20 protein-coding genes and 1 pseudogene are annotated in these 25569 nt (G+C 71.0%); 6 read left to right on the forward strand and 15 right to left on the reverse strand.

What is annotated here, in order from left to right:
- Positions 1–244: 244 nt before the first annotated feature.
- The 8 genes from dapA to HLK59_RS10255 form a co-directional block, all read right to left on the reverse strand.
- On the reverse strand, positions 245–1165 hold the full coding sequence (gene dapA / locus HLK59_RS10220; RefSeq protein ID WP_171141008.1) for a 4-hydroxy-tetrahydrodipicolinate synthase: 921 nt from the start codon (positions 1163–1165) through the stop codon (positions 245–247).
- On the reverse strand, positions 1149–2624 hold the full coding sequence (locus tag HLK59_RS10225) for a fumarylacetoacetate hydrolase family protein (protein ID WP_171141009.1): 1476 nt from the start codon (positions 2622–2624) through the stop codon (positions 1149–1151). The genes dapA and HLK59_RS10225 overlap by 17 nt, the downstream gene beginning before the upstream one ends.
- Before the next feature lie 25 nt (positions 2625–2649).
- Entirely contained in the window at positions 2650–3447 is a 798-nt protein-coding gene (locus tag HLK59_RS10230; RefSeq protein ID WP_171141010.1) for an ATP-binding cassette domain-containing protein, read from the reverse strand.
- Positions 3444–5342: a dipeptide/oligopeptide/nickel ABC transporter permease/ATP-binding protein gene (locus HLK59_RS10235; protein WP_171141011.1), complete on the reverse strand. Its 1899-nt coding sequence runs from the start codon at positions 5340–5342 to the stop codon at positions 3444–3446. The genes HLK59_RS10230 and HLK59_RS10235 overlap by 4 nt, the downstream gene beginning before the upstream one ends.
- Before the next feature lie 2 nt (positions 5343–5344).
- Complete coding sequence (locus HLK59_RS10240) at positions 5345–6394, reverse strand: ABC transporter permease (RefSeq protein ID WP_240982318.1); 1050 nt, start codon at positions 6392–6394, stop codon at positions 5345–5347.
- Between the two features lie 45 nt (positions 6395–6439).
- Positions 6440–8023: an ABC transporter substrate-binding protein gene (locus tag HLK59_RS10245; RefSeq protein ID WP_171141012.1), complete on the reverse strand. Its 1584-nt coding sequence runs from the start codon at positions 8021–8023 to the stop codon at positions 6440–6442.
- Positions 8024–8180: 157 nt separating this feature from the next.
- Positions 8181–9614 (reverse strand): aldehyde dehydrogenase family protein, encoded by a 1434-nt coding sequence (locus HLK59_RS10250; protein ID WP_171141013.1) that lies wholly within the window; start codon positions 9612–9614, stop codon positions 8181–8183.
- Positions 9611–11278 carry a thiamine pyrophosphate-dependent enzyme gene (locus HLK59_RS10255; protein ID WP_171141014.1) on the reverse strand — a complete coding sequence of 556 codons (1668 nt, stop codon included), beginning with the start codon at positions 11276–11278 and terminating at the stop codon, positions 9611–9613. Before HLK59_RS10255 ends, HLK59_RS10250 begins: the two co-directional genes overlap by 4 nt.
- 172 nt (positions 11279–11450) lie before the next feature.
- Here HLK59_RS10255 and HLK59_RS10260 point away from each other — a divergent pair, with 172 nt between their 5' ends.
- The gene (locus tag HLK59_RS10260) at positions 11451–12236 is read left to right on the forward strand and encodes an FCD domain-containing protein (RefSeq protein WP_171141015.1); all 786 of its coding nucleotides are present in this window, start codon (positions 11451–11453) and stop codon (positions 12234–12236) included.
- Here HLK59_RS10260 and HLK59_RS10265 read toward each other — a convergent pair.
- From HLK59_RS10265 to HLK59_RS10275, 3 genes are all read right to left on the reverse strand, one after another.
- Positions 12208–12696 carry a hypothetical protein gene (locus HLK59_RS10265; RefSeq protein WP_171141016.1) on the reverse strand — a complete coding sequence of 163 codons (489 nt, stop codon included), beginning with the start codon at positions 12694–12696 and terminating at the stop codon, positions 12208–12210. The genes HLK59_RS10260 and HLK59_RS10265 overlap by 29 nt on opposite strands.
- On the reverse strand, positions 12693–13913 hold the full coding sequence (locus HLK59_RS10270) for a Rieske 2Fe-2S domain-containing protein (protein ID WP_171141017.1): 1221 nt from the start codon (positions 13911–13913) through the stop codon (positions 12693–12695). The genes HLK59_RS10265 and HLK59_RS10270 overlap by 4 nt, the downstream gene beginning before the upstream one ends.
- Positions 13914–13979: 66 nt before the next feature.
- A complete protein-coding gene (locus tag HLK59_RS10275) occupies positions 13980–14936 on the reverse strand; it encodes a PDR/VanB family oxidoreductase (protein ID WP_171141018.1) in 957 nt (318 codons plus the stop codon).
- 106 nt (positions 14937–15042) lie between these two features.
- On the opposite strand from HLK59_RS10275, the gene hisC reads away from it, so the two are divergent.
- Positions 15043–16134: a histidinol-phosphate transaminase gene (gene hisC / locus HLK59_RS10280; protein WP_171141019.1), complete on the forward strand. Its 1092-nt coding sequence runs from the start codon at positions 15043–15045 to the stop codon at positions 16132–16134.
- On the opposite strand, the gene kynU is transcribed toward hisC, so the two are convergent.
- A complete protein-coding gene (kynU, locus tag HLK59_RS10285; protein ID WP_346779689.1) occupies positions 16121–17323 on the reverse strand; it encodes a kynureninase in 1203 nt (400 codons plus the stop codon). The genes hisC and kynU overlap by 14 nt on opposite strands.
- A 327-nt stretch (positions 17324–17650) precedes the next feature.
- Between kynU and HLK59_RS10290 the strand changes: the two genes are divergently transcribed.
- From HLK59_RS10290 to HLK59_RS10300, 3 genes are read left to right on the forward strand one after another with little or no spacing between them, the layout of a single operon-like run.
- Positions 17651–18517 (forward strand): alpha/beta hydrolase, encoded by an 867-nt coding sequence (locus HLK59_RS10290; RefSeq protein WP_206326985.1) that lies wholly within the window; start codon positions 17651–17653, stop codon positions 18515–18517.
- Positions 18514–19458 carry a tryptophan 2,3-dioxygenase family protein gene (locus HLK59_RS10295; RefSeq protein ID WP_171141020.1) on the forward strand — a complete coding sequence of 315 codons (945 nt, stop codon included), beginning with the start codon at positions 18514–18516 and terminating at the stop codon, positions 19456–19458. Before HLK59_RS10290 ends, HLK59_RS10295 begins: the two co-directional genes overlap by 4 nt.
- Complete coding sequence (locus HLK59_RS10300; RefSeq protein ID WP_171141021.1) at positions 19455–20546, forward strand: helix-turn-helix domain-containing protein; 1092 nt, start codon at positions 19455–19457, stop codon at positions 20544–20546. Before HLK59_RS10295 ends, HLK59_RS10300 begins: the two co-directional genes overlap by 4 nt.
- A 116-nt stretch (positions 20547–20662) precedes the next feature.
- Here HLK59_RS10300 and HLK59_RS50905 read toward each other — a convergent pair whose 3' ends face one another.
- The 3 genes and pseudogenes from HLK59_RS50905 to HLK59_RS10310 form a co-directional block, all read right to left on the reverse strand.
- Positions 20663–21070, reverse strand: a complete 408-nt coding sequence (locus HLK59_RS50905; protein WP_240982323.1) for an RICIN domain-containing protein — start codon at positions 21068–21070, stop codon at positions 20663–20665.
- Positions 21071–21082: 12 nt separating this feature from the next.
- Positions 21083–22429 (reverse strand): annotated as a pseudogene (locus HLK59_RS10305) (jacalin-like lectin); the annotation flags it as partial.
- Between the two features lie 345 nt (positions 22430–22774).
- On the reverse strand, positions 22775–23602 hold the full coding sequence (locus HLK59_RS10310; RefSeq protein ID WP_171141023.1) for an amidohydrolase family protein: 828 nt from the start codon (positions 23600–23602) through the stop codon (positions 22775–22777).
- A gap of 376 nt (positions 23603–23978) precedes the next feature.
- Here HLK59_RS10310 and HLK59_RS10315 point away from each other — a divergent pair, with 376 nt between their 5' ends.
- The gene (locus tag HLK59_RS10315; RefSeq protein ID WP_171141024.1) at positions 23979–25544 is read left to right on the forward strand and encodes an ABC transporter substrate-binding protein; all 1566 of its coding nucleotides are present in this window, start codon (positions 23979–23981) and stop codon (positions 25542–25544) included.
- Positions 25545–25569 lie beyond the last annotated feature (25 nt).

Raw genomic sequence — 25569 nt, forward strand, 5'->3', positions numbered from 1 at the left:
GGGGGGGGGCGGGGCTCGGGGACGGGCCGGGGGGGGGGGGGGGGGGGGGGGGGTGGAGGGGGGTGGGGGAGTGGCGAAGGTCGGGCCGGCGGGGTGGGGGGGGGGGGCACGGGGGGCGGGGGGGGGGGGGCGGGGGGGAGGGGGGGGGGGGGGGGGGGGGTGGGCGGGGGGGGGGGGGGGGGGGGGGGGGGGGGGGGGGGGGGTGGGGGGGGGGAGGGGGGGCGAAGGGTGGGGAAGCCGCGGGTCACAGCTGCCTGGTGAGGTCTCCGCCCTGCTCCAGCAGGTGCCGGATGCGGGGCAGCGCGGCCTCCGTCGGCGGGATCAGCGGGGCGCGGACGTGGGCGGAGGCGATGCGGCCCTGCTGGTGGAGCACCCACTTCGCGGGGGCGGGGTTGGTCTCGACGAAGAGGAGGTCGACCAGGGGGTGCAGGCGGTAGTGCAGGTCGCGGGCGGTCTCGAAGTCGCCCGCCTCCCAGGCCTCGTACATGCGGGCCACGGCCCGGGGCGCGATGTTGGCCACGGCGCTGACGAAGCCCGTGCCGCCGAGGGCGAGCAGCGGCAGACAGAGGAGTTCGATGCCGGACCAGACAAGCAGGGACCGGCCGCACTCGTGGATGACCCGGGAGAAGTGCTCGAAGTCCTTGGTCGTCTCCTTGATCCCGACGAAGTTGTCGAAGTCGCGGAAGAGCCGGCCGACCGTCTCGGGCGCGATGTCGACGGCCGTGCGGGACGGCACGTTGTAGGCGATCACCGGCAGGTCGGGGAACTCGCGGCAGACGGTCGCGTACCAGACGTACAGCGCCTCCTGGGTGGGGCGGGCGTAGTACGGCGTGATGACCAGGGCCGCGTCCGCGCCCGCCTCCTGGGCGGCTGCCGTGATCTCCAGGGTCTCGGCGAGCTTGTGGGAGCCGGTGCCGGGCAGGAAGGGAACCCGGTCCCCGATCTCCCGGGCGACCTCGTGGATGGCGCCGATCCGCTCGGCGGTGGACTGCGCGCTGGGCTCCCCCGTGGAGCCGCCGAGCGAGATGCCGTGCGAGCCCGACTCGATCTGGAAGCGGACGAGATCGAGCAGACCGTCGAGGTCGACGTCGCCGGAGTCGGTGAAGGGGGTGACGACGGGAGCGATCGATCCCCGGATCGTCGCGGGGTCACTGCGGAACTTCATGCGGGTTCTCCGTAAGTTGGTAGGCGGCCCGGGTGGGCTGGTTGCCGAGCCATCGCCGGTAGCGGTCGGTCCACTGGTCCGACAGCGGGTACAGGCCGTCGACGGCCGCCCCGGCACGGACTTGCTCGGTGATGAACCGCTCCTGGGTCTCCTGCTCGCGGCAGTCGGCGACCAGGTCGTGGGCCAGGTCCGGGGGAACGACGACGACGCCGTCCGCGTCGCCGACGAGGAAGTCCCCCGGGTGCACGAGGGCGCCGCCGCAGGCGACCGGGAGTCCGGTGTCCCAGGGGACGTGGCGGCGGCCCAGCACCGAGGGGTGCGCGCCCGCGTGGTACACGGGCAGGTCGAGCGCGGTGACGGTGGCGGAGTCACGGAGCCCGCCATCCGTGACGACGCCCGCCGCGCCCCGTTTCAGGGCCCGCAGCGCGAGGATGTCGCCGAGGGTGCCCGCGCTGTCGTCCCGGCGGGCGTCCATCACCAGGACGTGGCCGGGGCGCAGTTGCTCGATGGCGCGCTTCTGCGCGTTCATGCCGTTTCCGTAGCGGGAGAACAGGTCCTCGCGCAGCGGCAGGTAGCGCAGCGTGTGGGCCACCCCGACCATCGGCAGGTCCGGGCGGGTGGGACGGACCCCGTCGACCGACATGTGCGGCAGGCCCCGCTTGCGCAGCTGGGCGCTGAGCGTGGCCACCGCGACGGAGCGCAGTCCCTTGTCGAGGTCCGGGTCGAGCAAGGGCGGCGGTGTGTACGAGGGTCCCCAGGCGGCCTCCGCCTCCTCGGCCGAGAAGCGGGGCATGGCGCCGAGGCGGGCCAGCGCCGGGCCTTCGGTGACCGTGTTGGACAGCCGGCCGGTGCTCGCGCCGTCCGCGCCGACCTCGACCTCGACGGTGTCGCCGGGGACGACGACGGAGGCGCCCGCCGGGGTGCCGGTGAGGATGACGTCACCCGGTTCCAGGGTCATCAGCCGGGAGAGGTCGGCGACGAGGTCGGCGAAGGGGAAGAGCAGGGTGTCGGTGGTGTCGTCCTGGACCAGCTCGCCGTTGACCCAGGTCCGCAGCCTGAGCCGGGCCGGGTCGACGGTACGGGCGTCCAGCAGCCGGGGGCCGACGGGGGTGAAGCCGTCCCCGCCCTTGGAGCGGAGGTTCGAGCCGCGGTCGGCGTACCGCAGGTCGTAGACGCCCGCGTCGTTGGCGGCGGTGACGAAGTCGACGTGAGCCCAGGCGTCCTCGACGGCCACGTCACGCGTGTGCCGCCCGATGACCAGGGCTATCTCCCCTTCGAAGCCCATGAGTTCGCATCCGTCGGGACGGGGCAGCGGTTCTCCAGCGCCTGACAGCGACGAGGCGGGCTTGAGGAAGTACGAAGGATAGGAGACCGTGCGTCCCCGTTCCGCCGCCCGGCTGGGGTAGTTGAGGTGGACGGCGATGACCTTCGAGGGCTTGATGCCGAGTGGGTGAGGCATGGGCCTTGTGCTCCTTGGGGCTCCATCACGGGCCGGGGTGGGTGACGGGTGACCGGCTCGGGTCACCGAACTCGCCCGGGGTGGGCAGTGAGCCGATGAGTCGGCGCGTGTAGTCGTGGCGCGGTGCGGTGATCACGTCGTGGCTGGGTCCCTGTTCGACGATGCGGCCTCGGTACATCACGGCGGTGGCGTCGGCGAGGTAGCGGACCACGGCGAGGTTGTGCGAGATGAAGAGGATGGTGAGCCCGAGTTCCCGGTGGATGTCGCGGACGAGGTTGAGCACGGCGGACTGCACGGAGGCGTCGAGGGCGGAGGTGATCTCGTCGGCGATCAGGATCCGGGGGCGGGCGGCGAGCGCCCGGGCCACGGCCACCCGCTGGCGCATCCCGCCCGAGAGCTGCCCCGGGTACTTCGCCGCGGTCGCGGTGGACAGCCGTACGTTGTCCAGCAGCGCGGCGACCGCGTGGTCGACACCGGCGGGGCCGGCGGAACCGTTGGCGCGCACGACCTCGGCGAGGCTCGCACCGACGTTCATGCGCGGGTTGAGCGAGGTGTACGGGTCCTGGAAGACCATCTGCACCTTCCGGCCGTGCCGGTGGGCGCGGTCGCGGATGTCGATGCCGTCGACCAGGATCCGTCCCCCGGTGAGGGGCTGGAGTCCCGCCACCGCGCGGGCCAGCGTCGACTTGCCGGAGCCCGATTCGCCCACCAGTCCGAGCACCGTGCCCGAGGGCACGGAGAGGGAGACGTCGTCCACGGCGGTGACGGCGTCCCGGTTCCGGCCGAAGGCGACCGTGGCGGTTTCGATGTCGAGGGTGCTCACGACGTGCTCCTCGTGGTGGCGGGGGCGGGTGCCGACGGGAACCAGCAGGCGACGGCGCCCTCGGCGGAGACCTTTTCGAGGCGGGGCAGGTCGTTACGGCAGGTGTCCCGGGCACGTGGGCAACGGGCGGCGTAGGCGCATCCCGTGATGTCCTCGTCCGGGTGCGGCGGATGGCCGGGGATGGTCTCCAGCGGCTGATCGACGGGCGAGTCGAGGGTGGGCAGCGAGGCCAGCAGGGCCTGGCTGTACGGGTGGGCCGGGCCCTTGAGCAGCGTGTCGACGGACAGTTCCTCGACGACCCGGCCGGCGTACATGACGACGATGCGGCTGCACAGCGAGGTGAGCACGCCGATGTCGTGGGAGACGACCAGCGCCGCGCTCCCGTCCTCCCGGCACCGCTTGCTCAGGGTCTCCAGCACGTGGTGCTGCACGGTCATGTCCAGGGCCGTGGTCGGTTCGTCGGCGATGATCAGGTCCGCCTCCGCCATCTGCGCGGTGGCGATGAGGACCCGCTGGCGCATTCCGCCCGACAGTTCGTTGGGGTACTGGGCGAGGCGGCTCGCGGCACCGGTGATGCGCAGTTGCCGCAGCAGGTGGACGGCCTTCTCCCGGGCCGTCGTGGCGTTCGTACGCCCCTGGTTGAGGAGCCCCTCGGTCAGCTGGACACCGATGCGCAGCGCCGGGTTGAGGAACGTGCCCGGATCCTGGAAGACAACCGCGACACGGGTGCCGAGCCGGGTGCGGAGTTCCTTGTCGGAGAGCGCCGCCAGGTCGATGCCGTCGAAGTCGAGGCGCCCGGCCCGGACGGCGCCCGGGGAGCTGATCAGGCGGGCGATGGCCATGGCGGTGACGGACTTGCCCGAGCCGGACTCGCCCACCACTCCGACGATCTCCCCGGGACGGACGCGGAGGGAGACGTCGCGGACCGGAGTGGTCCAGCCCGAGCCGGTCGGGTAGTCGACGCGGAGGTTCTCCACCGTCAGCAGCGCGTCCGAGGTGTCCGGGACGGCGGGTGGCGTGGTCGTCGGTGCGGTGCCGGGTGCGGGGGTGCGGGCCGCCCGTACCGGGGTGTCCTGGCTGCGGGCGGCGCCGGCCATCGCCTCGCCCGCCAGGCCGAAGGCGACTCCGGCGACGACGATGGCGGCGCCGGGGGCGATCGTGGTCCAGGGGCTGGTGTACACGGCGGGCAGCGCGTCGCCGAGCATGCGTCCCCAGTCGAAGTCGGGTGCCTGGACGCCGAGGCCGAGGAAGCTGAGGCTGGAGAGGGCCAGGAGGGCGCCGCCGACGTTGAGGGTGACGTAGACGAGGACCGGTTCGGCGATGTTCGGCAGGACGTAGCGCAGGAACCGGCGCCGCCGGGAGATGCCGAGCATGCGGGCGGCGACCAGGTAGTCGCTGGTCTCGATGCCAGCGGTGAGCGTCTGCATGAGGCGGCCGAAGACGGGCGTCATGGTCAGCCCCATGGCGAGGACGGCGGTGCCCGCGCCCGCGCCCAGCAGGATCGTCGTGAACAGGGCGATGAGCAGGACCGGGAAGGCCATCCAGGTGGTCAGGACGGCGGCGAACACCCGCTGGACACGTCGGCCGAGGAGGACGGGCAGGGCACCGACGAGTGCGCCCAGCACGACCGCGATCAGGGTCGCGGTCAGCGCCATGACCAGCGAGGGCCGGGTCGCGGTGAGCACCCGGGCCAGGACGTCCCGGCCGAGGTTGTCCGTACCGAGCGGATGCGCCGCCGACGGGGCCTCGTTCAGGTGGACGGGATCGGGGGTGCGGGCCTCGCCGCCCCAGAGCAGCGGGCCGAGGAGGGCCAGGGTCACGAGCAGGAGGACGAGACAGGTGGCGAGGGTCCGGGTGGGCGAGGACACCAGTGCCCGGAGCCGTTGCTTGAGCATGATCATCGCTCCAGGAGGGTCGTGCGCCGGTCGAGGAGCGCGAGCAGGACGTCGACGCAGAGGTTGATGACGATGATCAGAGCCGCGTAGACGAGGGCGATGCCGCCGACGATGTTGTAGTCACGGCCGCTGATGGCCTGGATGAGGGCGTAGCCGAGGCCGGGCCAGTTGAAGACCTGTTCGACCAGGGCGGTGGCGGCCACCATGCCCGCGGCCGTGGTGCCGGCCAGGGTCAGGACCGCCGTCAGCATGTTGGGCAGCGCGTGCCGCAGATGGAGCGTGGCGGTGGGCAGGCGCTTGGCACGCGCCGCGCGCATGTAGTCGCGGCCGAGGACCTTGAGCCCCTCGACCCGGGCGACGCGGGCGATCAGGGCGGCCGAGGGCGCCGCGAGGGCGATGACGGGGAGCACGTAGGAGGCCGCGGTGTCGGCTCCGGCGACCGGGAGGACCGGCCACCAGATGCCGAGGGTGATGACGAGGGCGGCGCCCAGCAGGAACTCGGGTACGGCGGTGGCGAGGCCGGTGGCGCCGTTGAAGCCCAGTTCGAGCCCTCGGCGCCGGCCGTCACGGGTGAGGACGGCCGTGGCCAGCCCGAACGGCACGGCCACCAGGAGCGCGACGGCGACGGCCAGCGCGGCCAGCAGGAGGGACTTGGGCAGTCGGCTCGACACGACGTCGATGACCGGCTGTCCGGTGATGATCGAGGTCCCGAGGTCGCCGTGGAGGAGGCCCGAGAGGTAGTCGGTGTACTGCCGCCACAGCGGGAGGTCGAGGCCGAGCTGCGCCCGGCGGGTCTCCACCAGGGAGGGCGGGGCCGTGGGGCCGAGCGCCTGCCGTACGGGATCACCGGCCGACAGGCGTACGACGACGAAGGCCACCGAGACGATGACGAACAGCGAGAACACCGTGCGCACGGTGCGCCGGAGGAGGAAGCGTCCCCACACAGCGCCGGGCCGCCGCCGCGCGGACGTGACGTCCTCGGGATCGCCGGACACCGCGACGGCGTCCCGGGCGGGGGCCGGCTCCCGATGCCAGTGCTGCATGACGGACATGTGCTGTCTTCCTTCCGTGCTGTTCGCGAAGGCTCGGGCGTCCCGCTACTTGGTCAGGCGGATGCTCGAGCCCTTGACGACGCCGAGCTGGCCGACCCGGAACTTCACGTGGGAGCCGTAGACGGTCTTGGAGTTGGCCTCGATGGGCGTCACATCGGCGGCCTTGATCAGAGCGGCCTCGGCCTGGCCCCAGGTGGCGCAGGACGCGCTGCCGGAGATCTTCTGCGCCTTGGCCACCGCCTGGCGGTAGTCGGCGTTGTCGACGGCGGCGAAGTTGCGGCCCTTGGGCGGCGCCTGGCCGTCCACCAGGATCTTCCAGACGCTGGGGTCCTCGGTGTTGAAGGGAGCCCATACGACGTCCCAGTCGCCGCCGGTGAAGAGCGTGGTGGCGTAGGTGTCGGAGCCGGTGAGTTCGACCTTCACCCCGAGCTTGGTCCACTGGGACTGGAGGAGTTCCACGGCGGAGACCAGGTCGGAGCCCCGGTTGCTGGGATACAGCACCTTGAGGCTCAGCTGCTTGCCGTCCTTGGCCCTGATCCCGCCGCTCCCGGCCTTCCAGCCCGCCTTGTCGAGCGCGGCCCCGGCCTGCTGGAGCGTGCCGCTGGGCAGGTTGCCGGTGATGGCGTCGTAGGAGCAGACCGCCGGCTCGCCGGTGACGATCGACTTCAGCTTGCTGCCCCGGCCGCCGGTGGCCACGGAGCCGAGGGCGTCCAGGTCGAGCGCCTGGGCCAGGGCCGTACGTACGGTCTGGTCGGCGGCGACGCGTCCGGCGGCCTGGTTGTAGAGGAGCAGGGCGGGGTCGGCCTTGACGGTCGTGCTGGTGAGTCCCGCCTTGTCGAGGCGGTCGCGGTCGGCGCCGCCCACGGTGGCCAGCGTCAGGCCGCCGGTGGTGAGCAGGTTGGCCCGGGTCGCCTCGCTGGGCACGACCTTGACGACGACCTTGGCCGGTACGCCCTTGTCCTCGGCCGAGGCCCCGTCCGCGCCCCAGGTGTAGTCCTCGCGGAGGGCGAAGGTGTAGCTCTGGCCGGAGACCGACGAGGTGAGGGCGTACATGCCGGACCCGGAGGTCTTCGCCGTCAGCTCGGCCGGGGCGTCCGCTCCCGCACCGCACAGGATCGGCATGTAGCTCAGGTTCTGGAGCAGGAAGCTGCCCGCCCGGGGAGCGGTGATGGTGAGGGTGTTCGCCTCGTCGTCCGCGACCACCTTGGAGCCCGCCGGTATGTAGGCGTCGAGCCACGGGGAGGCGTTCTTGGCGTCGAGCACCCAGGCGAAGGTCTTCGCCACGACGCTCGGGGTGACGGCGGAGCCGTCGGCGCAGGTGACGTTCTTGCGGAGGGTGAAGGTCGCCGTCGTCGGCGTCACCTTCCAGGACTCGGCCAGTTCGCCGGAGTAGTCCTTGTCGCCGACGGTGCGGGAGACCAGGTGGTCGTAGGCGAGGGAGCCGATGGCGGTGCCAGCGTTGGTGGCGTTGGTCAGCGGGTTGAGTGCTCCCGGGTCCGCGTCGACGGCGATGGTGGCCGTGCCGTCGGTGACGTAGCCGGTGTCGCCGGTGCCGGATGTCGTCTGGGCGGTGCAGGCGGTCAGCAGCAGACCCGCGCACGCCGTGGTGGTGAAACCTCTGTGCCGCATTCGTATGTCCTTTGCTCGCGTGACGCCGCCCCGGCACCCAGGTGCCTCACCCGCCGCGTCCACTTGGGGAAGTAATGCCGCCTATGCCCCTTGCGGCCACTGCAATGAATATAATCAATTGCATGCTTGGTGTGTGTTGCGAAACGGTCTCGATCGCCTACAGGTCCCGTGCGCCCATGACGGTCTTGGACTCCAGGAACTCCGCCAGGCCGGCGGCACCGCATTCGCGGCCGATGCCGGACTGCCGGTAGCCGCCGAAGGGGGCGCCGACGTCGAGGCCCGCTCCGTTGATCCCGACCGTGCCCGTACGCAGCCGCTTCGCGACGCCCAGGGCTCGCTGGGGGTCCGCCGACCAGACGCCGCCGGACAGGCCGTAGTCGCTGTCGTTGGCGAGTTCCACGGCCTGGTCCTCGCTGTCGTAGCCGGTGACGGCCAGCACCGGACCGAAGACCTCCTCGCGGAAGATCCTCATCCCTGGGGTGACGCCGCCGAGCACGGTGGGCGCGATGTAGGCGCCGGGGCCGAGTTCGGGCAGGGCGTCCGGGCCGCCGGTCAGCAGCGTGGCGCCGTCCGCCAGTGCCCGTTCGATGTGCTCGCGGACCCGCTTCAACTGAACGGTCGAGGCCAGCGGGCCCATAACGGTGTCGTAGATGAGGGGGTCGGAGGGCTGCCACCTGGCTGTCGCCGCGACGACGGCCTTGTGCCACTCCTCCAGATCCGCCCTCGGCACCAGCAGCCGGGTCAGCGCGGCGCAGGTCTGGCCGGTGTTGGCGAAGCAGGACCGGACCACCTGTTCGGCGGTGGCCGGCACGTCGGCGTCGTCGAGGACGACGGCCGCGGACTTCCCGCCGAGTTCGAGGGCCACCTTCTTGATCGTGGCCGCCGCGCTCCTCGCGACCCGTTCGCCCACCGCCCGGGAACCCGTGAAGGTCACCATGTCGACGTCGGGATGGGCGCAGAGCGGCTCGCCGACGGAGGCGCCGTCGCCGAACACGACGTTGAACACCCCTGCGGGGAGCCCCAGTTCGTCGACGAGTTCGGTGAGCACGGCCGCGTTGAGCGGGGCGACCTCGCTCGGTTTCAGCACCACCGTGCAGCCCGCGAGAAGCGCGGCACCGGCCTTGAGCACAATCTGGTGCAGCGGGAAGTTCCAGGGGGTGATGGCGGCGACGACGCCCACCGGTTCGCTGACGACAAGCGAGTTGGACACGGGCCGGGGCCCGGGCAACTGCTTCGCGGCGTCGATCAGGGCTTCCAGGTCGGCGATGGCCACACCGACCTGCGCCTGTCGGGCGAAGGTGAGGGGCGCCCCCATCTCGGTGGCCAGGGTGAGCGCCAGCCGTTCGCGGTTCGCCTCAAGGGCCACCGCCAGATCCGCGACCGCCTGGATGCGCCGGCTCAGCGGAGTGGCCGCCCACTCCGGGAAGGCCGCGCGCGCGGCCCGGACCGCGCGGTCCACGTCGTCACGGTCTCCGGCGGCCACGGAACCGGCCGTCCGGAGTGTCGCGGGGTTGAGTACGTCGATCACGGGCGCCGCCGGGGCGGGCCGGGTCCAGGAACCGTCTATGTAGTGTCCGAACGGACTGGTCATGAGGACTCCTCCCTGACGAGGTGGGCGTCCGGGGCCAGCGGTGCGGGCCTCGGGATTCCCTCGTGGATGAGGTGCCAGGGTGAGGGGAACTCACCGACCGGCACGTCGATCAGAACGGGTTCGTTGGCGCTCACCGCCTCGGCGAGGACGCCCTGGAGTTCCTTGGGCGTCCAGGCACGCGCGGAGGCGATGCCGAAGGCGGCGGCGAGCTGCGGGTAGTCGGGGTTGGTGAGGTCGGTGGCGAAGTAGCGGGCGCCGTACCGGTTCTTCTGGATGCGCCGCACGTTGCCGTAGAAGCCGTCGTGGAAGACGACGGTCACCAGCCCCAGGTCGTACTTGCGGGCGGTCGACAGTTCCTGCAACGTCCAGGAGAATCCGCCGTCGCCGTTGATCGACACGACGGGCCGGTGCGGATCGGCGGCCTTGACGCCGAGCGCGGTCGCGAAACCGTAGCCGAGGGTGCCCTGGTAGCCGGGGCCTATGTAGGTGCGGGGCCGGTGGGCCGGGTAGCAGGCGCTCGCCGCGTACCCGACCTGGGTGAACTCGCTCACCAGCACTCCGTCGCCGGGGAGGGCCTGCCGGATCGCGTCGAGGTACTCGCGCTGCGGGCCGATGTCCGCGAACTGCTCCTGGAGCCAGGCCCGGACGGCGGCGAACTCGCTGTCGCGCTTCGGCCGGGAGGGCTTGCCGACCTCCTCCACCAGGCCGCTCAGTCCGAGGGCCGCGTCGGCATGCAGGCGTAGGTCGGCCTCCCGGGGACCGTGGAGGTCGTCGTGCTCGGCGTTGAGGAGGATCACCTTGGCGCCGGCGGTGTCGATCCGGGTGCCGAACGTGGAGACGAAGCGGGTGCCCACGGCGAGCACGACATCGGCGTCGGGCCGGAAGGCACGCAGCGCCAGGGCGTCGAAGGCCAGCCGGTGCCGGGCGTCGATGGCGCCCCGCCCGTTCTCGCTGACCAGGACGGGCGCCTCCAGGGTCTCCGCGAGCGCGAGGAGCGCCGGGGACGCGTCGGCGGCGAGAACACCGCCGCCGACGTAGATCAGCGGGCGACGCGCTCCCCGCAGCAGCCGGGCGGCCTCCGCCAGTGTCTTCGGGTCGGGCTGTACGGGTCCCGCGGCGACGCGGCCGGGGATCGCGGCCTGCGCGGTCGCGGCCAGTACGTCCGGCGGCAGTTCGAGGGCCACCGGTCGTGGCCGCCCGCCGCGCAGTTGTCGGAAGGCCTCCGCCACCAGGCCGGGGATCTGCTCCGCCGAGCGGGCCGTACCGGTCCACTTCGTCAGCCGCTCCAGGATGCCCGTCTGGTCGGGGATCTCGTGCAGGGCGCCGAGGCCCTTGCCGATGGCCCGGGAGTCGATCTGCCCGGCGAGCAGCAGGACGGGCGAGTTGGCGGAGTAGGCGGTGGCCAGGCCGGAGAGCGCGTTGAGGACGCCGGGCCCCGGTACGACCATGGCGACGCCGACCTCGCCGGTGCTGCGGGCGTAGCCGTCGGCCATGTAGGTGGTGGCCTGTTCGTTGCGTGCGCAGAGGAAGTCGATCCGGTCGGCGCGCTGGTACAGCGCGTCCGCCGCCGCGTCGAGCTGCACACCGGGGATGCCGAAGACACGGGAGACCCCTTGGGCCGCCAGGGACTCGGCCAGCAGGTCGCCGCCGGTCGGCGTGTTCACAGGGTTCACGGTTCTTCCCACTTCTCGGCTCTCTCACTTCTCGAAGCCAAATGATTTAATTCGTTATAGTTGATAATATCGAAACGTCGATTCACGTCAAGACCGATGCGCTACGTAGGATCGACCGAAGCAGTCCGACGGCCCCCGCCGCCGGGCACGGTGAGGGAGTGTCATGGCAGGAGCAGCGAAGGCCGCCCGTCCGGTGCCGCAGGACGGTTCCGTGACCTTCGGGCGCGCTCGCAGCACGGGGTCCGTCGTCGACGCGGTCGTGGAACAGGTGGAGCGGACCATCACCGAGCGGCAACTGCCCGCCGGTTTCCGCTTCGGCACGAAGCACGAACTCTGCGAGCAGTTCGACATCGCCCCGGCCACGCTCGGCGAGGCCCTGCGTGTCCTGCGCGGCCGTGGCGTGATCGAGGCGCGGCCCGGACCCGGAGGCGGCCTGTTCGTCACCGAACGCTCTCCCCTGCTGCGCCTGGCCCACAGCGTGATGCAACTGCGCGAGCAGGGCGCCACGGTCAACCAGATGGTCGCCGTCCTGGACGCGCTGGACGAGTCCGTCGTCAGCGACGCCGCCGCGCACCGCACCGACGCGGATCTCCAGGACCTCGATGAGCTGATGGAGCAGGTCAGCAAGGTCTGGCACAAGCCCGTCGACGGACTCCGCGCGAACTGGCGACTGCACCGCCGTATCGCCGAGATCTCGCCCAACCCGGTGCTGCGCGCCTTCTACCTGAACCTGGTCGACTACATCGAGGGCGAACTCGCCGACGGCGGCCCCGGGCAGGCGTCCCTGGAGGTACCGGGGTTCGACGCCGGTTCGGCGGACCGCCTCGACATGCACCGGGCCCTCGTCGAGGCGATCCGCGACGGCGATCAGGACCAGGTGCGCTCGGCGGTACTGCGGCACCGTACGCTCGGGCGCCCGCTCACTCCAGGGCAGCGACCCTCCTGCTGAGTTCGTCCGGGTCGACCTGGCTGATCCCGACAGCGGGGTCCACTCGTACGACAACCCCGGCGGCCGGGCGCGGTACCGCGCGGGTCAGATCGGCCGCGGGCTCGTCGACCCAGGCCCAGGGCCGCTCACCGGCGTAGGACAGGATCGCGGGCAGCTTGTCGAACTGGACCGGCAGGAACGGCCACGGCTCACGCGGAAGCCGCAGGACGTCGCGGAGTGCCTCGTGAGCCACATGGCCCCATTCGGACGCCCAGACGATCTGGAACCCGTCGGACAGCGTGGCCAGCCGGTCCGGGGCGTCGTCCGCGACGACGAGATCACGGCCCCACTTCGCCCAGGCCCTCAGCCGGACCCTGGCGGCCGGTACACGGGGAGGGTCCTCCAGGGTGATCACTCCGCTGACGCCCAGCACCAGCAGGGGCCGGTCCCGGCCCGGGGCCTGTGGCGTGTAGCCGCTCACGCACCCGCCGCTTCCGCCGACGTCCGCCGCTCGTCGGCGTGGTCACCGCCGTCGCCGCCCTCGATGTAGTTGCCGCCCTCGACGCGGATCGGGGAGGCCTCCTCGTCGAAGACGACCCCTGCCGGGTCCTGGCCCTGCGCCACGGCCCGTATCTGGCGGGCCATCATGCGCCGGAGCATCGCGACGCCCTGATCGGTGGTGGTCAGATGATCCTCGTGGTGGAGCGAGATGGCGCCCTGGCTCTTCTGCGCCTCGTAGTCGCCGGGCATCGCCTGGTGCTCGGCGTCGGTCAGCTCGGACCACGGCCGTCCCTGGTGCGTGGACCGGAGCTTGCGCAGGAAGTCGGGGTCGGTGTCGCGCGCCACGGTGAAGATCTTGAAGCTGGTGTCGTCCAGGGGAACCACCCAGCCGATGATGCTGGTCTGCCCGGCGGTGAGGCGCGGGCTGGCGACGACCCGAAGGTTGGGGAACATGACCTCGGTGACCCGCCGCAGCCGCCGCCCGTCGGCCAGCTCGCGGACCTGCACGGAACGCACTCCGCGCTCGGTGTACTCGAAGGTGACCTCGGGCATCAGGGCCATCTCCGGGGTGAACTGGAACCCGCTGAACCGGGCGTGGAGGATCGGCACATGGAACGGGTCCAGCACGTTCTCCCAGTGCTGGAGCCAGTTGAAGTCCAGGAGCGCCGGCCCGCCCCCGCCGACACCGGAGTCGTCCACGATCAGCTGTTCGCCGTCGGCGAGGTTCTCCAGGGTGTCGTAGCGCGGCAGCACCGGCTTGCGCGCCGGATCACCGAGGTAGGCCCACACCAGACCGTACTGTTCGGCGACCGGGTACCAGGGCTGGCGGATACGGGCCCGATGCGGCCCGAGTTCCGGCTCGCACGGCTGCTCCAGACAGTGTCCTCGCGGGTCGAAGACCCAGCCGTGGTAGCAGCAGCGGATGCCGTCGTCCTCGACGCCTCCGTAGAAGAGGGAGGCACCCCGGTGCGCGCAGCGCGGGTGCAGCAGGCCGACGGCGCCCCGGCGGGTGCGGAAGAGGATCAGGTCCTCGCCGAGGATCCGTACGGCCCTGGGGGTGGTCGTCGCCTCCTCGGACCTGGCGACGGGCTGCCAGTAGCGGCGCAGCACCTCGCCGTACGGGGTGCCCGCGCCGACCTGCGCGAGGTCGAGGTTGGGCTCACGCAGGCGCAGCCCGTATGCCGTCCCGGTGTCCATGTGATCGCTCCGCTCGTCGGGGGTTCGTGGTGTTCGTGGCGCACCTGGGGTCTGTGGCGCGGCCGGTCAGAGGTCGAGTACGAGCCGTGGTGTGCGGGCGCGTGACACGCATATGAGGACGGTTTCGTTCGCCGCGCGCTCCTCGCGGCTCAGGACCGAGTCGCGGTGGTCCGGTTCGCCGTCGATCACGGGTGTCTCGCAGCTGCCGCAGATCCCCTCCCGGCACGAGCTGGCGACGGCCACCCCGGCGGTCTCCAGTGCGGCGAGGACGCTGGTCTCCGGGTCCACGGCCACTGTGACGCCGGAGCGCCGGCACTCCACCTCGAACGCCTCCGCCGACACCGGTCCGGTGGCGGCGCGGGCCTGGAACCGCTCCACGCGCAGGGTGCCCGGCGGCCATCCGAGGCTGGACTCGTCGAGTGCCGAGAGGAGTCCCTCGGGCCCGCAGGCGTAGACCCGGGTCGCCTCGGTCACCCGGCCCAGCCACCGCGCCGGGTCGGCCCGGCCGTCGCGGTCCTCGGCCACGATGTCCACGGGCCCGGTCAGGAGCGGATCGCCGAGGAAGGCCATGCGGTCGAGCGAGCGGCCCAGATAGAGCAGCCGCCAGGGTCTGCCCGCGGCCCGGCACTCCCTGATCATCGGCAGCAGCGGAGTGATCCCGATGCCACCGGCGACGAACAGGGTCAGGTCGCGGCCGGGCGCGAAGGGGAAGTTGTTGGCGGGGGCGTCGACGGTCAGTACGTCGCCGGGTCTGAGGCGCTCGTGGATCCACCGGGAGCCGCCACGGCTCGACCGCTGACGGAGCACCGCGACCCGCCACTTCGAGGTGTCCGCGGGGTCCGAGCAGAGCGAGTACGTGCGCTCCATGCCGTTGCCGAGCCGGATGCCGATGTGCGCGCCGGCCTCCCAGACGGGCAGCGGGCCGCCTTCCGCCGGGCGCAGTTCGAGGGAGCAGACGCCCTCCGCCTCCCAGCGCAGACCGGTCACCCTCATCCGCCGCGACTGGTCCGTCTGCGGACCCATGACTGCCTCCGAAACTCCGACTGCTTGACCACACTCAATACAACAACATAAATGGTTATAGTCAATAGGTGCTGTCCCCCGTCCCTCCACCCCAAGGAACGATCAGGTGTCGAACCTTCGTCTGCGTGACCTCTCAGGCATCCCCGACTACAGGCCCGGCAAGGCGGCGTTGCCCTCGCCCATGGGCGCGTCCACCCACAAGCTCTCCTCGAACGAGAACCCCTACCCACCGCTGCCCTCGGTGGTGGAGGCCCTCCACTCCGCGGCACAGCTGATGAACCGCTATCCCGAGACGGCGGCGAGCGAGCTGACGGCGGAGCTGCGCTCCCGCTTCGCCGTCGACGCGGCCAACCTGGTGCTGGGCAGCGGCTCGGTCGAGATCGTCTCGCAGCTCATCAGGGCGACCGCCGGTGAGGGCGACGAGGTCGTCTTCGCCTGGCGCTCCTTCGAGGCCTACCCGATGCTGACGCTGGCGGCGGGCGCGGTCCCCGTCCCCGTACCGCTCACAGCGGACCACCGGCACGATCTCGACGCCATGCTGGCGGCCATCACCGAGCGCACCAGGCTGGTCCTCGTGTGCAACCCGAACAACCCCACGGGTACGACCGTCGGCCAGGCGGAACTGGACCGGTTCCTCAGCCGCGTCCCCGAGGACGTCACCGTCGTCATCGACGAGGCGTACGTCCAGTTCAACCGGCGTGCGGACAGCCCTCAGGGCATCGACTACTTCCGTCGCCACTCCAACGTGGCGGTGGCCCACACCTTCTCCAAGGCCTACGGCCTGGCCGGTCTGCGGGTGGGCTACGCCATCGCCCCGGCGCCCCTGGCCACGGCGATGCGCAAGGTGGCGCTGCCCTTCGGAGTCACCTCGCTCGCGCAGGCGGCGGCGGTCGCCTCACTGCGGGCCGAGGACGAACTCGCCGTGCGCGTGGACTATCTCGTGCGGGAGCGCACCAGGGTGGCGGAGGCGCTGCGGAAGCAGGGGTGGAAGCTCCCGGAGAGCGAGGCCAACTTCCTGTGGTTCCCGCTCGGCCCCGACACCACGGCGGCAGCCGCCGAATTCGAGGCCCGGGGGCTCATGGTCCGGCCCTTCGCGGGCGAGGGTTTCCGGGTCACCGTCGCGGAGACCGAGGCCAACGACAGGATCATCGAGGCGGCGGCTGCGGTGCTGAAGGGAGCACGGATCACTCAGCCGTGAGGATGTCCCGGAGCGTCCGTACGGCGTCGTGTACGTCGGTGTGCCGGACGTAGAGGGGGTTGAAACCGAGCCGGATGATGTCCGGCCTGCGGAAGTCCCCGATGATGCCGTGCTTGTCGAGCGCCTCGGTGAGGTCGGCGGCCCTCGGGTGGCGCAGCGCGACATGGCCGCCACGTCGCTCCTCGGAACGCGGAGTCACCACGTCGACGCCGTGGACGGCCAGGAACGCATCGGCCAGGGTGATGGCCAGACCGGTGAGGGACAGGCTCTTGGCCCTCACCTCCGTCATGGTCACGCCCGCGTAGGCGCCGAGGGCGGCTTCGAGGGCGAGCAGGCTGAGAATCGCGGGGGTGCCCACGCGAGCCCTGTCGATGCCGGCCGCCGGTTCGTACGGGTCGTCCATGGCGAAGGGGCGGGCGTGCCCGTGCCAGCCGGTGAGCGGCTGGTCGAGGTGTGCGCGGTGGCGCTGGTTCACGTACAGGTAGGCGGGGGCGCCGGGGCCGCCGCTGAGGTACTTGTACCCGCAGCCGACGGCCAGGTCGACGTCCCAGGCGTCGAGTTCGACGGGCAGGACACCGGCGCTGTGGCAGAGGTCCCAGACGCTCAGGGCACCGACGCGATGCGCGGCGGCGGTGAGCGCGGGTGCGTCGAGGAGTTCGCCGGTGCGGTAGTCGACGTGGTTGAGGACGACGGCGGCCACGTCGTCGTCGAGTACGGCGTCGAGGTCACGCGGGCGGGCCCGGCGCACGGTGACGCCGAGCAGCCTGGCCACGGAGTCGGCGATGTAGAGGTCGGTGGGGAAGCTGTCCGGGTCGATGACGAGAACACCGCGACCGGGCCGCAACCGTACGGCGCAGACCATGGCCTTGAACAGGTTGACCGAGGTGGAGTCGCCCACGACGACCTGGCCGGACGCGGCGCCGATCAGTCGGCCGACCACCGCACCGACCCGGACCGGGGCGTCCCACCAGCCGTTGGCGTCCCAGGAGCGGATCAGGTCCGTTCCCCACTGGCGGCGGACGACGTCGGCCACGGCGTCGGGGACGGCTGCCGGGAGTGCGCCGAGGGAGTTGCCGTCCAGGTAGACGACGCCGGGCGGCAACAGGAAGCGGTCGCGCACGGGGGCGAGCGGGTCGGCGGCGTCGAGTGCCTCCGCGTGGGCCCGGTCGGTCGGGGCGTAGTGGTTCACGGTGGTGTCCTTCGGTCGGGTCCAGGGGGCGGTCCGGGGTGCGGAATCCAGCCGGTACCCGGTATGCCGTATGTGCCTGAGCGTCCTGTCCGCCCGGCGCGTCCGGCAACTGATCGCCCGCATCGGAAATCGGCGGCCACGGACGGGGGCGGGCTCCACCGGCGGCACCGTGGTCGTATCAGGTGAATCAGTTGGTGCTGGTCGGGCGCGTTCCTAGCGTGGGGTCATGTCCCTCAGCGATGTCATGGATGCCGACAGAGATGTCATGGATGCCGAAGTCGTGCCTCGACGGGCCGGTGGTCTGCGTGGCGGGCCGGGGCGGTCGTCGTGAGCGGGGGTGTGCTCTACCGGGGCATGGACCGGGCCGCGCTGGACCGCGCGTACTCGCCCAGTTCGACGGCCCACGACATGTCCGGGGCGCTGCGCGAGTGGACGGTGCGCAGCGAGGCGGCGCGTGCGCTGCTCGGCCGTCCTCGGGAGCTGCGCTACGGCCCGGCGGGGCGGCAGGTCGTCGACTTCTTCCCGGCGGGCCGTCCGGGGCGGGGCGGGAAAGGGGCGCCGCTGCTGGTGTTCCTGCACGGGGGCTACTGGATCGAGGGCTCCCGGCACGACTCGGCGTTCCTCGCCCCGTCGTTCGTACCGCGCGGTGTCGCCTACGCCGCTGTGGGCTATCCGCTCGCCCCGGCCGCCGGTCTGGACGAGATCGTCGCCTCGTGCGAGCAGGCCGTCGAGTTCCTCCACGCGCGGGCACGGGACCTGGGGGTGGACGCGGACCGGGTCCATCTGTGCGGCCTGTCGGCGGGCGCGCATCTGGCGGCGATGGTCGCGACCGGACGGACGGCACACCGCGTCCGCGGGCTCACCGCCGTCAGCGGCGTCTACGATCTCCGGCCCGTCGCGCTCAGCTATGTCGGCGAGCCGCTGCGGCTGGACGCCGTCTCCGCCACCCGCAACAGCCCGCTGCACCGGCTGCGCGCGGGCCTGCCCCCGCTGGTCACCGCCTACGCGGAGCACGACACGGGCGAGTTCGTCCGGCAGAGCGCCGAGTTCGCGGGCGCCTGGCAGAACGCCGGAAACACGGGCCTCCTGATCGAGGAGGCCGGCACCCACCACTTCGACGTCGTCCACCGGTGCGGCGATCCACGCTCCGCGCTCGGCGCGGCCATCCTCGAACAGATCGGAGACACATCATGACGTCCGCACAGCAGGCGGTCCCGGAAAGCCCCGAACCTCCGGCCGGCTGCCCGGTCACCGGGGGCGGGCCGAGCCGGGTCGGCACCCTGAGCGAGGAGCAGCGGCGCGAGCGGGCGGTGGCCACCGGCGGCCGGCCGATCCTCGACTTCGACGGCGAGCGCTCCCCCTATGTCGCCTACGGCGAGATCGACGTACTGCTCAGCCTTCAGAAACCGCCGAGCGGAACGCACGACGAAATGCTCTTCCTGATGTCGGGCCAGCTGATGGAGCTGATGTTCAAACTGATGACGCACGAGCTGACCGAGGCCAAGCGGCGGATCGCCGACGACGAGATCCCCGCCGCCCTGCTCACCTTCCAGCGCGTCACCCGGGTGCAGGAACTCCTGGTGAAGGGCTGGGACGTGGTCAGCACGCTGAGCCCGGCCCAGTTCCTGGGCTTCCGGGACCACCTCGGTGAGGCCTCCGGATTCCAGTCCGCCGGCTACCGGCACCTGGAACTCCTCCTCGGCAACAAGCAGCCCGGCATGCTCGGCCCGCACCGCGGCAGCCCGCACACCCACACCGCCCTCAGCGCCGCACTGGCCGCGCCGAGTCTCTACGACGAGACGATCGCGCTCCTGCACCGCCGCGGTCACCCGGTGGCCGCCGAACACCTCGACCGCGACCTCACCCGCCCCTACGAGCCCCACTCCACCGTCGAACAGGCCTGGCTGGAGGTGTACGCCGACCAGAGCCCCGGCAACGACCTCTTCCTCCTCGGCGAGGCACTGATCAACCTGGCCGATCTGTACCGGCAGTGGCGGTACCGTCACCTGATCGCCGTCGAACGCGTCATGGGCTGCAAGCCCGGCACCGGCGGCACCAGCGGCGTCGAGTGGTTGCGCCGGATCTGCGAGCACCTCTTCTTCCCCGAGCTGTGGAGCGTCAGGACCCAACTGTGACGATCACCTTCCGCGTCCCCCCAGGAGCTGACGACCGTATCGGCTTCACCTACTCCCCGCTGCTGGAAACCGTGCTCAGTCTCCATGTCCTGGCCGAGCCCAAGCACCATCCCCTGCAGCATGCCTGGGTACGTCGGATGCGCCGGCTCCCGGTGGGACTGCGGCGGGAGATCACCACCCTCTCCTTCACCTTCCGCGAGTACTTCCCCGCGTTCTGCTTCCCCTCGGCGCACGGCCCGCAGGCGTCCTTCGCCCAGGAGATCGAACGGCTGCGGGCACTCCCCCACGACCAGGTGCGCGAGGAGTTCGCGGTGGCGCTGGTCGGTGATGTGGCCCGGGGCCAGGGCGGTGTGCCGCCCGACTCCGCGAGCGGACCGGAGGCGGACGACGCCGTGCGCAGGACGCTGGCCGAGGACCCCGGAGCACTGCTGGAGCGGTTCGTCTCCCTGCTCGGCGACTACTGGGAGGCGGCGTTCGCCGAGGAATGGGAACGGCTCTCCTCCCAGCTGGCCGACACGATGACGGAGATCGGTGAGGAACTCGCCGTCCGTGGTCTGTTCGGGCCGCTGCGCCGGCTCGCCCCGGAGGTCGGATCCGATCCCGTGGACCGCCGGTTCTGGCTCGACCGCCCGCACGACCACGAGGTCACGCTCTCGGCCGAGGACCGCCTCACCCTCGTCCCCAGCGTCTACGTATGGCCCCACGTACGCGTCAACTGCGACCCGCCCTGGCCGCTCGGCGTGGTCTTCCCGGTGAGCCATCTCCAGCGTGCGGCCCATGTGTCGATGGCTCCCCCGGAGCTGATCGCCACCCTGCGCGCGGTGGCCGAGGAGACCCGGCTGCGGCTGCTGCGGCTGCTCGCCCAGCGTCCCCGCAGCACGGAGGAACTCGCCCCGCTGCTGCACCTGACCCCGGCGGCGCTCTCCAAGCACCTGCGCGTGCTGGCGAGGGCCGGTCTCGTCACCACCCGCCGTGACGGCTACTACGTGCTGTACAGCGCCGACCGCGACCGCCTCGCCGCACTCGCCCCCAGCCTGCACACCTACGTCCTGGGGACGGGCGGCGGCCGCGACGGGCGGCCTTTCTGACGCTGCCTCTACGACACCCCGTTCCGTTCGCCGCGCGTCAGGCGGTCGGCCCGAGAGCCGACCGCCCGGTCACGGCCCGTGGGTCCCGGGCCGCGGCGCTCCGTACCGGAGTCCGGTCAGGCCTGGGTCTGCCACTGCTGGCAGTAGTTGTTCAACCACGTCCACAGGCGGACGTCGGTGCCGTCGGCGCTGCCGCAGTTGGCGACATCGGCGACCTTGCCGCTGTTGGGGTTGAGCAGTCGGACCCAGCCGCTGTCAGTACTGGTGAGGGACCAGCGCTCGCAGGCGTTGTTCACCAACGTCCACTGCTGGATGTTGGTGCCGTCGGCGGTGCCGCAGCCGGTGACGTCGATCGCCTTGTCGCTGTGGGTGTTGATGATCCGGCTGGTGCCGTCGGGGAGTTCCTCGATCCGCCACCTCTGGTTGGCACCGCCGTGGCAGGTCCAGAGCTGGATGTTCGCCCCGTCCGCGGTGGACCAGCCGTTCACGTCGAGGCACTTGCCGGTGGCCCGGTTGACCAACATGAAGTCGTTGGGGGTGTAGATGAAGCCGATCTTGTCGACCTCGTCGCCGGTGCGGCCGTGGAATCCGGAGATCTGCCAGCCCGTGGGCGCGGTGACGGTGGTGCAGTCGGACGTGGTGGCGCCACCGGCCAGGGTGTTGCCGAGGTTGGTGGTGAACTTGGCGTAGAAGACGCGGGTATGGCCGTCGTGCTTGGCCCGGCACAGGTAGGCACTGGTCACGTACTCGGTGCTGCCCAGGGTCAACGAGCGGTACGTGCCGCCCGTGCCGCCGTGGGTCAGCGTGGTCCCGTTGCTCAGGGTCACTCCGACCTGGTCGACCCGGGATCCGGCGCGCAGCGAGATCGCGGTCGCCTGCGCACCCGAGGGCACGGCGGCGATGTCGGTGAAGTAGTCGCCGTGCGGGCCGCCGAACTGGTCGCTGAACTCGAAGGCGGGGTTGGTGCTCCAGCTGAAGGACGCGGTGATGGGGTCGTGGTCGGAGAGCATGAGTCCGGTGCCGTCCTCAAGGAACTTGGCATGCTCGTTGTTGTAGTTGGTTGCGTTGAGGGTGACGAACTTGCTGCCGCGGTAGAGGATCTTGTCGACGACCTCGCAGGTGTTGGGCACGGTGGCGCCGGTCTGGTCGCAGACGAGCGCGTCGCTGCCCTTGGCGGGGGCCACGCCGCCTCGGATGAGCTGGACCCAGGTGTCGGTGAGGTTGTTGGTGGTGGCGAACTCGGCGATGGTGTCGCCGGAGCGCGTGTAGCGGGTGTTGGTGTCGCCCATGACCACGACGGCGTTGCCCGCGGAGTGGGATTGGATGAACTCGGTCAGCTGGTTGAGGTTGTCGGCCCGCGACTCCAGGTCGCCGTCGCTGGTGCCGGCGTTGGTGTGCAGGTTGTAGAAGTCGACGTAGACGCCCTCCGCGAGGCGCTCCCGCATGAAGGTGAAGCCCTTGGGGGTCAGGCAGTCACCGGAGTCCCACTGGCAGGAGTCCCAGCCGACCCGTTCGAAGTCGTCCTCGTCGTAGGAGATCTTGGAGAGGGTGTTGAGGCCGCTGCCGATGCCGGCGCCGCCGCTGGTGGGGGTGCGGTAGGCGTGGTTGGTGTCGCCGGCGTAGAGGTAGGCGTGGTAGTTGAAGTCCTCCTGGACCTGGACGATGTCGTACGGCGCGATCCGCTGCCCGATCGCCGTCGTGGACGTCTTGCGGTCGGTGGACGCGCTGGAGAGGATCTCCGGGAGCCCGGCGACGTTGTAGGACAGCACGTTGAAGGTGCCGGAGTCCACCGCCGCGGCAGGGGTCGCCGTGGCCATGGTCATGCCGACCACGCCGGTGAGCAGGAGAGCTCCGGTCGCCAGACCGGAGAGCAGTCTTCGCATCGTTGCCTCTTGTGTGGGGTCGTGCAGGCGCCGACGCCAATGAACGGTCCATGCCAAGTAGGGGCGGGCATGCACCGGTCGCGACGAAGTCGGCTCCGCCGAACGGGATGAGAGGGGTCCGCACACCCCGCGAGAGAGCGTGGGGTGGCGTCAAGTCGGCACTGTACCCATCAGTAGCCATCCCATGTAAGCACCCGAACGGAACCGATTCGGACTCATGGCTTCCTCAGCGATCGGGCCTAACTCCCCCGGCGGGAAAGGGAATACACAGCCTTCTCTCCACAGGCGGGAATCGGATTCGTCCCATGACGTCAGCGGCACGAGCGTGTGCGCGGGCGTCGCGGATCAGCCCGCGTGGGTCTTCCCCAGTCCGAAGATCCGCTGGGCGTGCCCGTGCAGGAACAGGTCCCGGGAGACGTCGTCGAGTTCGAGCCCGTCCAGGTCGGCCAGCGCCCGATCGGCCGTGATCATGGGGTAGTTGGTGCCGAAGAGCACCTTGTGCCGGCCGTCGCGAAGATAGCGGACGAGTTCCGGCGGAAAGCGTCGGCACGTGTACGCCGAGGTGTCGATGTACACGTTCTCGTGCTTGCGGGCCACCGCGATCATCTCCTCCGTCCACGGATACCCGATGTGCCCGGCGACGACGGTGAGTTCCGGGAAGTCCAGGGCCACGTCGTCGAGGTAGGGAATGGGCCGTCCGGTCTCCGAGGTGCGCAGCGGACCGGTGTGCCCGACCTGGGTGCAGAACGGGATGCCCAGTTCGACGCACTCGGCGTACAGGGGGTAGTAGTGGCGGTCGTTGGGCGGCCAGCCCCACAGCCAGGGCACGACACGCAAGGCCTTGAACCCGAGTTCGTGCACACAGCGCCGCAACTCCCGTACGGCGGCGACGGGTCGGCGCAGATCGACCGATGCCACGCCGTACAGCCGCTCGGGGGCACGGGCGACGAAAGCCGCGACCTCGTCGTTGGAGATCAGCGCGCCCTCGGGGCCGCACCAGGCGCTGAGCAGCGCGCTGTCGACCCCGCCCGCGTCCATCGCCGCCAGCGTGAGGTCGACGGGCGGCTCCTCGGTGAGCGCCTCGGCGCCGGTCCAGCGGCGCAGCGAGGCGAACATCTCGTGCTGGATGAAACGCAGGGTGGGGTGCTGGGCCCAGACATCGATGACGGGCATCGCGGCATCGCCCCTTCGCGACTGGTGAGGCCACTTCGTGCTTCTCCGCGCTGATCCTGCCAGACAAGGCCGAGGCCAGTCTCCCCTCCTTCATGTCCACGGAGCCCGAGACCGACCGCCGCACCTCGGCGGCATCCGACCAACGGGACGGGCCACTGCCGTATGCGTGCCATCGGCCGCGACGATACGACGCCCATGACTTCGCGGACAGAGCCGAACATGCCTGGTCACGACGTTGTCGCGCGGGCTGTCCGGAGTATCAGAACGGTTGATAACTCGCATGGTCAGCCCTTATTTCAGCGGCGTTAACGGAAGTGCTTCACTCGCATCACGTTCAGAGCGGGCGGAGGCGAGATCCCGCCACAAGGAGGTCGCGGTGACAGTCGTGCAGAGGCTCAGCGGGGCACACGGGACGAGAGACAGGCGCATTCGCGCGACCGGGGCTCTGGCGCTGTCGGCACTGGTGCTGGGCACCGCCACAGCATGTGCCGGTTCGCCGGCGAACGAGTCGGGGAACAGCACGGACGCCGGCACCCTCAACCTTCAGTACTCGGCCCCGCCGGGAACCCTCGACCCCTGGGCCCAGGGCCCGGCGATGCTCCAGCAGGCGATGTACGACACGCTGACCCACGTCGACAAGTCGGGCGACGCGGTCCCGTGGCTGGCCACCTCGTGGAAGTTCACCGACGCGAAGACGCTGGAGATCCGCCTGCGCACCGGGGTGAAGTTCACCGACGGGACCGTGTTCGACGCCGCCGCGGTCGTGACGAACCTGGAGTACGGCAAGAAGAACGCCAGCAACGGCTCCAAGTCCGTGCTCGCTCAGGTCAAGTCGGTGACCGCCGTGAACAGTTCCACGGTGCGCATCACCCTGGCCTCGCCCAACCCCGACCTGCCGGTGGCCTTCGCCACGGGGTCCGCCGGCTACATGGTCAGCCCCAAGTCGCTCGCGAACCCCGGCTCGCTGCGGCTCGCCTCTAACGGAACCGGTCCGTATCAGCTGGACACCAGCCGGACCGTGGCCGGCCAGAAGTACGTGCTCAAGCAGAACACGAACTACTGGTCGCCCAAGACGTACCCCTTCTCACAAGTCACGATGAAGATCGTCACCGACCGTACCGCCCAGGTCAACGCGGTGCGGAGCGGCTCCCTCGACGTGCTCGCGATCAGTCCCGGCACGAGCACCTCCGGCCTGACCATCCAGAAGGGCGCCGCCGCCCTCGGTCAGGGCATCGCCCTCCTGGATGTCGAAGGGAAGATCAACAAGGCGCTGGGCGACGTCAGGGTGCGCCGGGCCCTCAACTACGCGATCGACCGGGAGGCCCTGATCGAGACCGTGCTGGACGGCGATGCCGAGGCGAACCCCTCGGTGCCGGCCAACTCCTCCAGCGCCGGCTGGAGCGAGAAGCTCGCGGGCATGTACACCTACGACCCGGACAAGGCCAGGCAACTCCTCAAGGAGGCGGGCTACGGCTCCGGCTTCGATCTGAAGGTGCTCAGCACGCCGGCGGCGGACGGGCTCGTGCAGGCCATCGCCGGTTACCTGCGCAAGGTCGGGGTGAACGTGACGATCGAGGACCACACCAGCGACCTGCTTCAGCAGGCGATGAGCGGCAAGTGGGCCGCGGGCAACACCAACCTGTCCGTCACGGGCCGGACGTTCACCGACATCACCCTGTCGATGACCCCTGGCGCGTTCTTCAACTTCCAGCACGTGGACGACCCGAAGATCACCGAACTGCTGGCCGAGGCGGGCGGGGCAACCGGTGAGGCCGCCAGGAACAAGATCTACGGCGAGCTCCTCGATTACGCCGCCGGGCAGGCGTGGTACATCATCCCCGGTCTGATCAACACGCGCACCGCCTACGACGCGAAAAAGGTCCGGCTCACCAACGGCAGCACGCAGGCCGTAGCTCTCTACAACATCCAACCGGCCGACTGAGCGGTATGCCGTGGGGACGGACGAC

Source organism: Streptomyces sp. S3(2020) (assembly GCF_013044505.1).
Classification (GTDB): domain Bacteria; phylum Actinomycetota; class Actinomycetes; order Streptomycetales; family Streptomycetaceae; genus Streptomyces.

Bases quoted from the DNA above. Each gene is read 5' to 3' on its own strand.
- HLK59_RS10295 (WP_171141020.1), top strand. From the start codon at position 18,514: ATGACGTCCGCACAGCAGGCGGTCCCGGAAAGCCCCGAACCTCCGGCC.
- HLK59_RS10310 (WP_171141023.1), bottom strand. From the start codon at position 23,602: ATGCCCGTCATCGATGTCTGGGCCCAGCACCCCACCCTGCGTTTCATC.
- HLK59_RS10245 (WP_171141012.1), bottom strand. From the start codon at position 8,023: ATGCGGCACAGAGGTTTCACCACCACGGCGTGCGCGGGTCTGCTGCTG.
- HLK59_RS10250 (WP_171141013.1), bottom strand. From the start codon at position 9,614: ATGACCAGTCCGTTCGGACACTACATAGACGGTTCCTGGACCCGGCCC.
- HLK59_RS10275 (WP_171141018.1), bottom strand. From the start codon at position 14,936: ATGGGTCCGCAGACGGACCAGTCGCGGCGGATGAGGGTGACCGGTCTG.
- HLK59_RS10240 (WP_240982318.1), bottom strand. From the start codon at position 6,394: ATGTCCGTCATGCAGCACTGGCATCGGGAGCCGGCCCCCGCCCGGGAC.
- HLK59_RS50905 (WP_240982323.1), bottom strand. From the start codon at position 21,070: ATGTTGGTCAACCGGGCCACCGGCAAGTGCCTCGACGTGAACGGCTGG.
- HLK59_RS10270 (WP_171141017.1), bottom strand. From the start codon at position 13,913: ATGGACACCGGGACGGCATACGGGCTGCGCCTGCGTGAGCCCAACCTC.
- dapA (WP_171141008.1), bottom strand. From the start codon at position 1,165: ATGAAGTTCCGCAGTGACCCCGCGACGATCCGGGGATCGATCGCTCCC.
- HLK59_RS10260 (WP_171141015.1), top strand. From the start codon at position 11,451: ATGGCAGGAGCAGCGAAGGCCGCCCGTCCGGTGCCGCAGGACGGTTCC.
- HLK59_RS10225 (WP_171141009.1), bottom strand. From the start codon at position 2,624: ATGCCTCACCCACTCGGCATCAAGCCCTCGAAGGTCATCGCCGTCCAC.
- HLK59_RS10235 (WP_171141011.1), bottom strand. From the start codon at position 5,342: ATGCTCAAGCAACGGCTCCGGGCACTGGTGTCCTCGCCCACCCGGACC.